Source organism: uncultured Allobosea sp., assembly GCF_945956895.1.
In the GTDB taxonomy this organism is placed as follows: domain Bacteria; phylum Pseudomonadota; class Alphaproteobacteria; order Rhizobiales; family Beijerinckiaceae; genus Allobosea.
The window spans coordinates 116,881-129,051 of record NZ_CAMFJF010000007.1; the positions used below are offsets into that span (position 1 = coordinate 116,881).

At 66.9% G+C, this 12,171-nt stretch carries 12 protein-coding genes; 7 read left to right on the forward strand and 5 right to left on the reverse strand.

The genetic code is table 11. The features are described from left to right. The first annotated feature begins 91 nt into the window (after positions 1-91). Both Q0Q02_RS06800 and Q0Q02_RS06805 read left to right on the forward strand, forming a co-directional pair. A complete protein-coding gene (locus Q0Q02_RS06800) occupies positions 92-1,468 on the forward strand; it encodes a serine hydrolase domain-containing protein (protein ID WP_293807995.1) in 1,377 nt (458 codons plus the stop codon). Positions 1,469-1,710: 242 nt separating this feature from the next. Beyond that, positions 1,711-2,049, forward strand: coding sequence for a hypothetical protein (locus Q0Q02_RS06805; RefSeq protein ID WP_293807996.1), 339 nt, complete (start codon positions 1,711-1,713; stop codon positions 2,047-2,049). A 148-nt stretch (positions 2,050-2,197) separates the two neighbouring features. On the opposite strand, the gene glyA is transcribed toward Q0Q02_RS06805, so the two are convergent. Next, positions 2,198-3,520 carry a serine hydroxymethyltransferase gene (glyA, locus tag Q0Q02_RS06810; RefSeq protein WP_293807997.1) on the reverse strand — a complete coding sequence of 441 codons (1,323 nt, stop codon included), beginning with the start codon at positions 3,518-3,520 and terminating at the stop codon, positions 2,198-2,200. A gap of 270 nt (positions 3,521-3,790) precedes the next feature. Here glyA and Q0Q02_RS06815 point away from each other — a divergent pair, with 270 nt between their 5' ends. Continuing rightward, positions 3,791-4,681, forward strand: a complete 891-nt coding sequence (locus Q0Q02_RS06815; RefSeq protein WP_293807999.1) for a LysR substrate-binding domain-containing protein — start codon at positions 3,791-3,793, stop codon at positions 4,679-4,681. A gap of 5 nt (positions 4,682-4,686) precedes the next feature. Here the strand turns inward: Q0Q02_RS06815 and cysE are convergent, their stop codons facing one another. Together cysE and Q0Q02_RS06825 are read right to left on the reverse strand one after the other, a co-directional pair. Beyond that, the gene (gene cysE / locus Q0Q02_RS06820) at positions 4,687-5,535 is read right to left on the reverse strand and encodes a serine O-acetyltransferase (RefSeq protein ID WP_293808001.1); all 849 of its coding nucleotides are present in this window, start codon (positions 5,533-5,535) and stop codon (positions 4,687-4,689) included. 189 nt (positions 5,536-5,724) lie between these two features. Further along, entirely contained in the window at positions 5,725-6,492 is a 768-nt protein-coding gene (locus Q0Q02_RS06825; RefSeq protein ID WP_293808003.1) for an alpha/beta hydrolase, read from the reverse strand. Between the two features lie 319 nt (positions 6,493-6,811). Between Q0Q02_RS06825 and Q0Q02_RS06830 the strand changes: the two genes are divergently transcribed. The 4 genes from Q0Q02_RS06830 to Q0Q02_RS06845 all read left to right on the forward strand — a co-directional run bounded on the left by Q0Q02_RS06830 (position 6,812) and on the right by Q0Q02_RS06845 (position 9,858). Further along, on the forward strand, positions 6,812-7,771 hold the full coding sequence (locus Q0Q02_RS06830) for a heparan-alpha-glucosaminide N-acetyltransferase (protein ID WP_293808004.1): 960 nt from the start codon (positions 6,812-6,814) through the stop codon (positions 7,769-7,771). Between the two features lie 181 nt (positions 7,772-7,952). Next, positions 7,953-8,204, forward strand: a complete 252-nt coding sequence (locus Q0Q02_RS06835; RefSeq protein WP_293808006.1) for a zinc-finger domain-containing protein — start codon at positions 7,953-7,955, stop codon at positions 8,202-8,204. Positions 8,205-8,290: 86 nt separating this feature from the next. Then, positions 8,291-9,472, forward strand: a complete 1,182-nt coding sequence (locus Q0Q02_RS06840; RefSeq protein ID WP_293808008.1) for an FAD-dependent monooxygenase — start codon at positions 8,291-8,293, stop codon at positions 9,470-9,472. A gap of 71 nt (positions 9,473-9,543) precedes the next feature. Beyond that, positions 9,544-9,858, forward strand: a complete 315-nt coding sequence (locus Q0Q02_RS06845) for a hypothetical protein (RefSeq protein ID WP_293808010.1) — start codon at positions 9,544-9,546, stop codon at positions 9,856-9,858. A gap of 77 nt (positions 9,859-9,935) precedes the next feature. Here Q0Q02_RS06845 and chrA read toward each other — a convergent pair whose 3' ends face one another. Together chrA and Q0Q02_RS06855 are read right to left on the reverse strand one after the other, a co-directional pair. Beyond that, complete coding sequence (gene chrA, locus Q0Q02_RS06850) at positions 9,936-11,333, reverse strand: chromate efflux transporter (RefSeq protein WP_293808012.1); 1,398 nt, start codon at positions 11,331-11,333, stop codon at positions 9,936-9,938. Then, entirely contained in the window at positions 11,330-12,163 is an 834-nt protein-coding gene (locus tag Q0Q02_RS06855) for a sulfurtransferase/chromate resistance protein (RefSeq protein WP_293808014.1), read from the reverse strand. Before Q0Q02_RS06855 ends, chrA begins: the two co-directional genes overlap by 4 nt. Positions 12,164-12,171 lie beyond the last annotated feature (8 nt).

The following is a 12,171-nucleotide window of genomic DNA, read 5'->3' on the forward strand; positions in this document are numbered from 1 at the left end:
CATGGCAGGCCCCATCCATCCGATGGTTGTCGATAACCTCCGGAATCGTGCGATGCTCCGGCCTTTCCGGAACCGTGACGGACCTGAGATCATGAAGCCGTGGCTTGCTCCCGCCCTCGACTATGTCGCGACCTGGCTCGATTTCCAGCGTAGCCACCATGACCAGCCGGGCTGCGCGGTCGCGATCGCCGATGGCGACGAGATCGTGCTGGAAGCCGCCTTCGGCAGCGCGAATCTCGCCACCGGCGAGGAGCTGACGCCGCGCCACGGCTTCCGCATCGCCTCGCATTCCAAGAGCTTCACCTCGGCTGGCGTCCTGCGCCTCGTCGATGAAGGCCGCCTGCGGCTCGACGACGAAGTCGGTAGCCTGATCGACGGGCTGCATCCGGAGGTCGCCGGGGTCACTGTCGGTCAGGTCCTCTCCAACAGCGCCGGCCTGACGCGCGACGGCCCCGACGCCGGCCAGTTCCTCGACCGCAAGCCCTTCTGCAGCAAGGCGGAACTGCTCGCCGATCTCGCGAAGCCGCCGGTCCTCCCCGGCTCGCAGCGTTTCAAATACTCGAACCACGGCTTTGCCCTACTCGGCCTCGTCATCGAGGCCGTGACCGGACAGGACTACAACGCGTGGATCACCAAGGAGGTCGTCGCCAAGGTCGGCCTCACCGAAACCGCGGCCGATATCGGCCTTTGGGGCCAACGGCCGATGGCGAAAGGCCATACCGGCCGGCAGTTGCTCAGCCGGCGCGCAATCATCCCCGCCGACAATCACTGCCATGCGATGGCCTCCGCCACCGGCTTCGTCGGCACCGCCGCCGATGTCGCGCGCTATTTCGCGCAGCTCTCGCCCCATGCCGAACACAGCATCCTCTCGGCCAAGAGCCGCCGCGAGATGACGCGCCGCCTCTGGCCGGACGACGAATCCAGCCTTGGCCGCCATTACGGGCTCGGCACGATCTCCGGCGGCGAGGGTGATTGGCGCTGGGTCGGCCATTCCGGCGGCTTCCAGGGTTTCATTACCCGCACCGCCATCATCCCGAAGCAGGGCCTGACGATCTCGGTCCTGACCAACGCCATCGACGGCCTCGCCCATCCCTGGCTCGACGGCGTCTCCCATATCCTGAAGACCTTCGCCGAGCGTGGCGGACCGTCCACCGAGACGCGCGACTGGAGCGGGCGCTGGTGGACGCTCTGGGGCGCGACCGACCTCGTGCCCGTCGCCGACCGCGTGCTCTGCGCCGCCCCGGCGCTGCTGACGCCCTTCCTCGACGCTGCGGAGATCGCCATAGAAGCGCCCGACCAAGGCCGCATCACCCGCGCATCGGGCTTCCACAGCCCCGGCGAAACCGTCGTGCTGGAACGCGAAGGCGAGAAGGTCCGCTCGGTCAAGCTCGCCGGCTCGCGACTGCTCGAAGCCGACGCCATGCGCACCGAGATGGAGACCCGCTACGGCGAAGTAACGAGCGCCTAGTGCTTGTTGAGTTTTCTCGGAGCTACAACGTCATCCCGGGCTTGACCCGGGATCCATCATAAAAGCGCGCAGCCCTACGATGGATCCCGGATCAGCGCTGCTACGCAGCTTGTCCGGGATGACGCAGAGTTTCATTCAGGGGGGGTATGCTCTGGTCGGCGACTCTCACGGCGCGCTGCCCGAGCCATTCTGCCACGCATTTGCCGCCTTCCGGTCGCAGCCTCTCTTCCGAGGGCTGGCCGATGCGCGTTCTTGCCTCGATGGTCGCGGGCTTACTGGTTGCGGGAACAGTGTCGGCTTGCGCCCATCAAGCGCCGAGCGGCTGGGACTATCCGTTCTATTGCTGCCTCGATTCCGACTGCTCCCCGATCGACGCCGGGGCTGTGCGGGAAGTCCCCGGCGGCTTCATCGTGACGATCATGCCCGGCAAGCATCCAATGTGGTCGAGCGAACGCAAGCAGCCGCTGAGGCTCGAAATCCCGCAGGACAAGGCCAAGCAATCGCCGGACGGCCACTGGCATCTCTGCATCGACGACTCAGGCGAACTGCTCTGCTTCTTCGCGCCGGGGAACGATTCCTAGAACTTGGTGGCGTTCGGAAAAAGCATGCCGTCATTCCGGACAAGCCGCGCAGCGGCACCGATCCGGAATCCATCGGAGGGTTCGCCGCTCGACGATGGATCCCGGGTCAAGCCCGGGATGACGATGAGGTTCCGCAGCAAATCATGCGCTAGCGCATGAAATGCAGGTTGCGGAACCGGTCGCGGAACGCCGTCACGTCCTTCGCCACGGCCTCGGCCGGGCGCGAGCCGTTCAATCCCTCGGCGATATAGCCCGCGAGTTCCGGCATATCCGCCGCCGTCATGCCGAAGCGGACGATCTCCGGCGTGCCGAGCCTGAGGCCATTCACATCGCCCTCGATTGCCGGCAGCGGCAGGCCGATGCCGCAGGAGAGGATGTTCACCGCACGCAGCTTCTTCGCCGCCGCCTGCCCGCCGCCATAGCTGGCGGCCTCGATGGCGAACTGATGTGAGGTCGTCATGCCGCGGTCGCGGGCGAAGACCGGCACCTGCCGCTCGCTGAGCGCCTCGGCCAGAGCTTTCGCCGTCTTCGCCATCTCCTGCGCATAGGCGCGGCCATGCGCCTTCCAGTCGAGCAGCGAGACGGCAAGCGAAGCCGATTTCGCCGCGTCGAAATTGGCGGTGAGGCCGGGATAGGCGATGGCATCGAGCTTGCGGGCGATCTCGGCATCGTTGGTCACGATCAAGCCGGAGGGCGGGCCGCCCAGGCTCTTGTAGGTGCTCATCGTCATCAGATGGGCGCCCTCCTCCAGCGGCTGCTGCCAGCCATGGCCGGCGATCATCCCCGACATATGCGCCGCATCGAACAGCACGAGCGCGCCGATCTCATCAGCGATGGCGCGGATCTCGCGGATCGGGTGCGGGAAGAGATTGAGGCTGCCGCCGATCGAGATCAGCTTCGGCTTGAGGCGCAAGGCATCGGCCCTGAGTTTCTCGACATCGACGGTGTAGCTGATCGGATCGATCGGTGCCGGATGGGTGACGATGCCGTAGAGCCCGGCCGCGCCCGCGCCATGATGAGTGACATGTCCGCCGATCTCGCCGGGCGGCGCGATGATGCAGTCGCCGGCCTTGGCTGCGACCATGAAGGCGTAGAGATTGGCGATGGCGCCGGAGGGCACGCGGATTTCGGCATATTTCGCGCCGAACACCTCGGCCGCGAGCTCGGCGGCGATGATCTCGATCTGCTCGATCGCCTCCAGCCCCATCTCGTATTTGTCGCCGGGATAGCCGAGCGAGGGCCGCGCCCCGATTCCCGCCGAGAGCAGCGCCTCGGCCTTCGGGTTCATGACATTGGTGGCAGGGTTGAGATTGACGCAGTCGCGCTCATGGATCGTCCGGTTCTCGGTGGCGAGCGCATCGATTCGCGCCGCGATCGCATCGAGCGGCTGGCTCGCCGTCTCAGCCGCAACCTTGAGCACATAGTCCTCGCTCACTTGGGGAACCCAGTCGCGCCTGCCCAGTGCCGTCATCTCGCTTGTCTCCGCCTGTCCAGCCCAAGATCGCATCAGATTCGAGCCCTCATCCTGAGGAGCGGACGCAAGTCCGCGTCTCGAAGGATGCTCCAGATGGCTCCGGAGCCTCCTGGAGCATCCTTCGAGACGCCGCTGACGCGGCTCCTCAGGATGAGGCTGAGGATTCATGATCGACACGAGGCATAACAGCGGTTTGCCGGCCCGCGCGCAAACGAGTATTCATCGCTCGTAGCCTGAGAAATTCTCAGCCTCGACGAGGAGAATGCCTTGCCGGTCAAACCGCCGCGTCCGCGCCTGCCCTCGCTCAATGCGTTGCGCGCCTTCGAGGCTGCGGCACGATTGGAGAGCTTCGCCAAGGCTGCCGACGAGATCGGCGTCACGGCCGGCGCCGTCACCCAACAGATCAGGCAGCTCGAAGCGACATTGGGCTTCGCGGTCTTCCGCCGCTTGCCGCAGGGCGTCGCCCTGACCGAGGCTGCCCGCGAGGCCCTGCCGCGCCTGACGCGCGGCTTCGACATGCTGGGGCAGGCCGTGCAGACGCTCCGCGAGGCCCAGCCGCACCGGCCGCTTGCCATCGCCGCCCTGCCCTGCATCGCGCAGCTCTGGCTCTCGCCGCGTTTGCCGGCGTTGCAGGCGGCGTTTCCTGGTTTGCAGATGTCGATCTCCGCGATGGAAGAGCCGCCCGACCCACAGCGCGATCCTTACGACCTTTCGCTGTTCTATCGAGAGATCGCTCCAGCGAGCGGCGGGCTTCAACTCGCGGCCGACGCGATCATGCCCGTCTGTACGCCGTCCCTTGCCGCAAGACTATCCTCGCCGCTCGATCTGGCCACACAGACGCTATTGCACGATGCGGTCTGGCGCAGCGACTGGGCGCGCTGGCTTGCCTTTGCGGCTCCCGGCGCCAAGGTCGATCCGAGCCGCGGCCCGGCCTTCTCGCTCTACAGCCTGGCGCTGGATGCCTGCCTGTCGGGTTCAGGCATCTTGATGGGGCGGACGAGCCTCGTCGGCCCTCATCTCACGGCGGGCAGGCTCGTCGCGCCCTTCCCGCAGGCCATGCCGACGCCGGACCGGCTGACGCTTGCAGCAGCGACGGCTGCCGGCGCGCATCCGCGCCGGGCCGAGATCATCGACTGGCTCGCCGGCTCATCCGGCTGAGCGCGTCAGATATAGGCGCCGCAATCGCCCGTGAGCGTCTGGTCCATCGAGCGCGAGGGCTCGGCACAGCCCGCTTCCCCGACCACCTTTGCCGGCACGCCCGCCACGGTCTTGTTGCGCGGCACGGGCTGGAGCACCACCGAGCCTGCCGCGATGCGGCTGCACTGTCCGACCTCGATATTGCCGAGGATCTTGGCGCCGGCGCCGATCAGCACGCCCTTGCGGATCTTGGGATGGCGATCGCCACCTTGCTTGCCGGTGCCGCCCAGCGTGACGCTGTGCAGCATCGAGACGTCGTCCTCGATAACCGCGGTCTCTCCGACGACGAGCCCCGTCGCATGATCGAGGAAGATGCCCTTGCCGATGCGGGCGGCCGGGTTGATGTCGGTCTGGAACACCTCCGACGAGCGCGCCTGCAGGTAGAGCGCGAAATCGCGCCGGTCCTGCTTCCAGAGCCAATGCGCCAGGCGGTGGCATTGCAGCGCGTGGAAGCCCTTGAAGAACAGCACCGGCTCCAGCACCCGGTAGCAGGCGGGGTCGCGGTCGAGCACCGCCATCACGTCGGCGCGCATGCCGGCGCCGATCGTCTCGTCATGGGCCATCGCTTCGGCGAAGCCCTGCTCGATCAGGTCGGCGGTCACGGCGGGGTGGCCGAGCCTTGCCGCGACGCGATGGGCGACGGCAGCCTCGAAGCTCGGCTGGTTGAGCACGGAGGCGACGATCAGCGTGCCGAGCGCCGGCTCGGCGGCGACGGCAGCCTCGGCTTCATTGCGCAAGCGGGACCAGACGGGATCGACCCGGTCGAGCCCGGTTGCCAAGTCGCGTGCTTCCACGGCGGAGCGCCCTGACGGCATGGTCATTCTCCGAAAAGGGTGGTTCGGCGAAAGGACAGCCTAGCCCGAAGCAGGCGTCCGCATCAAAAGCTCAGGCCGGACCGAAGTTGAATCGAAAAGCGAGGCAGCGGAATCAGATTTTCAGGGAAGATCGACAACACATTGGCGTCGCCCGCTTTTCCGGTTTGCCTTTATTCGCCGCGGAGGTTCTCACAAACGCGCGAGGAAGTCGAGAACAGCCTGCTTGTGGCTCTTGTCACCGACCGCAAGGTTGTGGTCGCGCCCGACGATGTCGAAGGACTCGGCGCCGGGAATGAGCTTCGCCAGCTCCGGGCCGGAGCCGGAAACATCGTCCTTGGTGCCGACGCTGATCAGGGTCGGCATCGCAATCTGCCCGACCTGCTCGGCGGTCAAGGTCTGGCGCGAGCCGCGGATGCAGGCGGCGAGCGCCTTGAGATCGCTCTTGGTCTGCTCGGCGAAGGCGCGGAACATGCGCTGCATCGGATCGGTCAGCACATCGAGAGACGGCGCCTCCATCGCATCGGCGATGCCGAGAGGGAGCCCGACACCCTCGACGAGATGGATGCCGAGCCCGCCGAGCAGCAAGGCCTCGAGCCGGCGCGGATGCGCCAGCGCCAGATGCGCCGAGATGCGCGCACCCATCGAATAACCCATCACCGCTGCGCGCGGGATGTCGAGATGGTCCATCAATCGGCGCACATCCTCGGCCATCACCTGCGAGGAATAGGCGGCGGGGTCGTAGAGCTTCTCGCTCTGGCCATGGCCGCGATCGTCGAGCGCGACGACGCGATAGCCGGCATGGGTCAGCGTCTTCGTCCACTGGGTGTTGACCCAGTTGATCATGTGCGAGGAGGCGAAGCCGTGGACCAGCACGACCGTGCGGTGTTTCGGCTCGTCACTGGTCGGCGCCATGTCGATGAAGGCGATCTTCACGCCGTCGGAAGAAAAGCTCTGCATGACGTGGCTCTACAACATCACGCGCAGTGACGGAACCATGCGGGCGGCCCTTTAGGATACGCGACGCAATCCCCTCTCCCCTTGCGGGAGAGGGTCAGGGTGGGGGCGCGCGACGCTTCCCGTCATTGCGAGTGCCGCGAAGCAATCCAGGGGCGGCAGAGCTCTACGTTCCCCTGGATTGCTTCGGAGCTCACGCTCCTCGCAATGACGGAGAGCGCAATGCGCCCCCTCATCCGGCCCTTCGGGCAGCTTACCCCGCAAGGGGAGATGGAAACGGCGCCGCTTGCTTATGAGCACCCGCCATGATGAACGATGACCCATGACCCAGCCTGCGCCCCGCGAATCGTCGCGCCTCGCCATCGTCGACATCGCCCGCGGCATCGCGCTCATGGCGATGTTCATCTACCATTTCGCCTATGACCTCTCGAGTTTCCGGCTGATCGAGACCGATATCGTCGCCGAGCCGGGCTGGCGGCTGTTCGCGCGCGAGATCGCCGGCACCTTCCTGACCATCGTCGGCTTCAGCCTCGTCCTCGCGACGCGCAAGGGGCTCGACTACGGCGCCTATCTGAAGCGCCTTGCCATGGTCGCGGGCGCGGCCGTCCTGGTCACGCTCGGCACCTGGCGCTTCATGCCCGGCGATTTCATCTTCTTCGGCATCCTCCACCATGTCGCGCTCGCGAGTGTGCTCGCCCTGCCCTTCCTGCGCCTGCCGGTCGTCGTCGTAGCGCTAGCGGCGATCATCGCCTTCGCGCTGCCCTCTTTCGTCACCCATCCGCTCCTCGACCAGCCCTGGGCGGTCTGGCTCGGCTTTTCGCAAGCACCGATCCACACGGCCGATTTCGTTCCGGTCTTCCCCTGGTTCGGCTGCGTGCTGAGCGGCATCGTGCTGGCCCGCCTGATCCTGCCGCGCCTCGCCGGCACCGCGCTCGCCGGCTGGCAGCCGGGCAACAAGGCGACCCGAATCGTCGCCTGGGGCGGGCGCCACAGCCTGCTGGTCTATCTCGTCCACCAGCCGCTCTTCATCGGCGCGCTGATGCTGGCGACGCAGGTCGTCTCCCCGCCCTCGCCGGAGGAGCGCGCCTTCCGGAGCGAATGCCAGCGCAGTTGCGCCGCGCCCAATGCTCCGGAACAGCTCTGCCGGATGGTCTGCGCCTGCACTGTCGATGGCCTCAAGCGCGAAAAGCTCTGGCAGAAGGCCCTCGACAACCTGCTCTCGCCGCAGGAAAGCGTCCGGATGACCGAACTCGCCCAGGGCTGCCTGCGCGACGGACGCTGATACGAAACAGCGCACTGACGCATTTTCGAGCGAAGTGGGCACCGGTTCGCGTGAAGAAAATGCGCCAAAACAAAAGACTAGAGCATGTTAGCGTTTCGGAGAAACGCGGAAATGCTCTGGCGTCGAGCAGGCTCTCGCGATAGGTTGCGCCGCAATTCCAGGCTTTCGAAGAGCGACGACCATGGCCGCGACCGGCATCCCGCATTTCCACAATGACCTCGGCGTCCCCGTCATCAAGGTCGGCGCGCATGAGTTCATGTGCATCGGCGCCAAGCCGCCCTTCGACCATCCGCATGTCTTCCTCGACATGGGCGCGGACCACGAGATCATCTGCCCCTATTGCTCGACGCTGTTCAAATACGAGCCGTCGCTGAAGGGCGCCGCCTGCATCCCGCCGGAATGCGCCTATACGGATTCGGCCAAGGCGGCCTGAGGCCAAGCCTGCACCACTGGGCGCGCGGATACTGAGGGGCATCCGCGCCTGGTCTTCTCCTCTGACATCGAAGGCGTCCAATCCCCGTGTCCGCTCCTCATTTCGTCATCGCCGGCGCCGGCATCGGCGGCCTGACCATGGCACTGTCGCTGGCGCGGCGCGGCATTGCCGTGACCGTCGTCGAGAAGCGCACCGGCTTCGGCGAATTGGGCGCCGGCCTGCAGATTACCTCCAATTCCGGCCGCGTGCTCGATGCGCTCGACCTTGCGCTTCCGCTGAAGCGCGTCGGCGTGACCTCGCACGGCCTGATGATCCGGCGCTGGGCCGATGGCGCACAGGTGCTGGACATGCCCTCCAGCCCCGAGCGCATGCTGACGCCGTTCCGCATGCTCAAGCGCAACGATCTCCACACCGTCCTGCTCGACGCCGCCCGCGCCATGCCGAATATCCGCCTGATGGTGGGCCGCAGCGTGGATGAGGTCAGCCAGAATGCCGATGGCGTCACGGTCGGGCTCACGGCGCGCGATGGAATCGGCGGGACGCTCTCGGCCCTGGGGCTGATCGGCGCCGACGGCCTGTGGTCGCGTGTCCGCGATCTCACCGGCGATGCCTCGCCGCCCGTCTTCACCGGCTACGAGGCTTGGCGCGCCGTCGTGCCGGCCCGCGCCAACGACAAGCCGCGCGTGACGCTGCATATGGGCCCTGGCCGCCATGCCGTGCATTACCCCGTCGCCGGCGGCCGGGAGATCAATCTCGTCGTCGTCCGCCAGGCGAAGGAAGCCCGGGAAGGCTGGACCCGAGAAGGCGATCGCGCCGTCCTCACCGAGCATCTCGCCGGCGCCTCCCAAGCCCTGCGCGACCTCATCGACGCGGCCGAAGGGTGGCAGGTCTGGTCGCTGTTCGACCGCAAGCCTGCCGCCATGGCCAAAGGCCGGATCGCGCTGATCGGCGACGCCGCCCACCCGATCCTGCCCTTCCTCGCCCAGGGCGCCTCGCTCGCGATCGAGGATGCCGCCGTGCTCGCCCGCCTGCTCGCCGAGGCACTCGGCCGCGACGGAGCCGCAGGCGTGCCCATGGCCTTCGCCGCCTATGCCGCTGCTCGTGCCCAGCGCGTCGCCCGCGTGCAGGAGGAAAGCCGGGGCAACGGCCGCAACTACCATATGGGCTGGCCGCTCAGCATCGCCCGCGATTTCGCGCTGAAGCGGCTGGGGCCGGACGGCCTGCGCAATCGCTATGGCTGGCTCTACGACTGGCAGGATGCGGCCTGATCGCGCAACTGATCTCGTCAAAGCCGCAATCGGTTCCTATGTCTGCGTTCAAGGGAAGGGACCGACACCACATGATCCGCGTCAATCTCTATGAGCAGCTCAACGGCCGCGCCCGCGCCGTGCCGCGCTGGCAGGCCCGGCTCGCCATGGCGGCGAGCCTCGTCGTCGGCGTCGCGCTTTTCCTGCTCGCCGCCAGCCTCGCGCTCATCCTGATCCCGGTCGTGCTGGTCGTGGGCGCGATCGCGGTCTGGCGTCTCAAGGCCAAGCTGAAGGCAGCCGGCATCAATCCTGCCGATCCCTTCGCCAACCAGCCGCGCCAGCAGGGCCGCGTCGAGGTCATCGACGCCGAATACCGCATCATCGAGCCGGACGAGCCGCGCCGCTGAGGCGGTTCCAGATCAGGCCGAACCTGTTTCCGTCATTGCGAGGAGCGCAGCGACGCCCCTCTCTGATCGGAAACGGCTCAGAACCCGCCCCTCAGGACGACGCCGGCCAGCGCACAGATCGCGAGAACCGGCATCATCCCGAGCTTGAAGCGCAGCAATGCAATAGCGGCTCCAGCCGCCAGCAGCGCGGCGCGCCAGTCCAGCGACGTCAGAACCGGCACTTCCGGGTTCATCCCGATGAAGGACAGGCTGTAGACCTCGCGGAAGAGGACATGCAGTCCGAACCAGAGCGCGAGATTGGCGATGACACCGACCACGGCCGCGGTGATCGCCCCGAGCGCGGCTGAGATCGCCCGGTTGCCGCGCAACGCCTCGACATAGGGCGCGCCCAGGAAGATCCAGAGGAAGCAGGGCGCGAAGGTGACCCAGACCGTGAGCAACGCGCCGAACCCGCCGGCAACGAGCGGCGGCAGGTTGCCCGGCGCCCGGAAGGCCGCGAGGAAACCGACGAATTCGAGCACGAGGATGAGGGGTCCCGGTGTCGTCTCCGCCAGCCCCAGCCCGTCCAGCATCTCGCCTGCGGTGAGCCAGCCGAACCCATCCACGGCCGCCTGAGCGACATAGGCGAGAACCGCATAGGCTCCGCCGAAGGTCACCATCGCCATCAGGCTGAAGAAACCGCCTATCTGCGTCCAGACGCTGGCGGAGCCAGCCACCAGCCAGAACAGGGCGACCGGCCCGAGCCAAAGCGGCAGCCAGATCATCAGCACGCGCACCGCTCGCCTCGACGAAGGCTTCACATGATCGAGCTCTCCCCGCGCGAGCAGATTGTCGAGCAACCCCTCGCCCGCGCCGTCAGCAGCACCGCCCGCATTCGCCTTGGCGAACCAGCCGGGCCGGATGCGATTGCCGGCCCAGCCGGCGAGCCCCGCCAGCAGGATGATCAACGGAAACGGCAGCTTGAACAGGAAGATGCCGGCGAAGGCCGCGATGGCAACGCCCACCATGGCGCCGGTCTTCAGCGCCCGGCGGCTGATCCTCAGGCCCGCTTCAATGACGATCGCGAGCACAGCCGCCTTCACGCCGAAGAACACCCCGTCGATCAGCGGGACATGACGCCAGGTGACGTAGAGAATGCTCAGGCCCAGCATCACCAAAGCGCCGGGCAGGATGAACAGAAGCCCCGCGATCAGTCCGCCGATCGTCCGGTGCATCAGCCAGCCGATATAGACGGCGAGTTGCTGCGCTTCGGGGCCCGGCAGGAGCATGCAGTAGTTCAGCGCATGGAGGAAGCGCTCCTCGCCGATCCAGCGCCGCTCCTCGACCAGTTCCTTGTGCATGAGCGCGATCTGGCCGGCCGGCCCGCCGAAGGACAGAAATCCGATCCGCGCCCAGATGCGGGTCGCTTCGCCGAGCGTCGGCAAACGCTCCTTCTGTTGCGCCACCATCCCGGCATCCGTTTCTGCGACACTCATCGCTTCGCCTCCCCTGCCGGCTTCGGCACGGGCCAGTTATGGGTTTCCTCGCCCGCGTCGCGGCACCAGCGATAGAAGGCATCGTAGAGCAGCATCCCGGCCTCGAGCTGATCGAGATCGTGCTTGTACATGCGCGACAGTCCGAGCGAGGCCGCAAGCAGGCCGGCTGCCTGCGGCTCGGCCTCCAATGTCGCGGTATCGGCCGCCCGCACGATCCGCGCCAAGCGGTCGAGCGCCGGCGAAGCCAGCCGGAACTCCTCGATCATCGTGTCGAAGGTGCAGAGCGGCCCGCGGTGGCTCCAGAACACGCCTTCGATATCGAAGGGCGTGGCGCCAAAACGATCGGCCACCGCTTCGACCTCGGGCGCCGCGACGAACAGGAACATCGCCTGCCGGTCGATGAAGCGGCGAATCAACCAGGGACAGGCGATGCGATCGACCTTCGGTCGCGCCCGCGTCACCCAGACGCTGCCGCTGGACGTCCCCGATGGTGGCAGATGTTCCGGCGAAAAGGTGAGCCCGCCGGCCTGGCGCCACGCCTGATGCCCGCCTTCGAGGCTCTCGGCCGCAATCCCGCGATGGCGCAGCCACGCTGCGACGCCCTCGCTGAGCTTAAGGCCCTGATGGCAGACGACGATCACGCGCCGTTGGCCGGCATAGTCCGCAGCCCAGTCCGCAACGGTGCGATAATCGCGGCGAACCGCAGCGGGCAGGAAGGTGGGGTCGGCGGCGACATCCTCGTCGATGCGGACATCGATGATCGCCGGCGTGTCGGGAAGGCCGACCAGCCGTGACAGCTGGGCGACCGTGATCTGTTCGTTGGAAGACATGGCTTGCG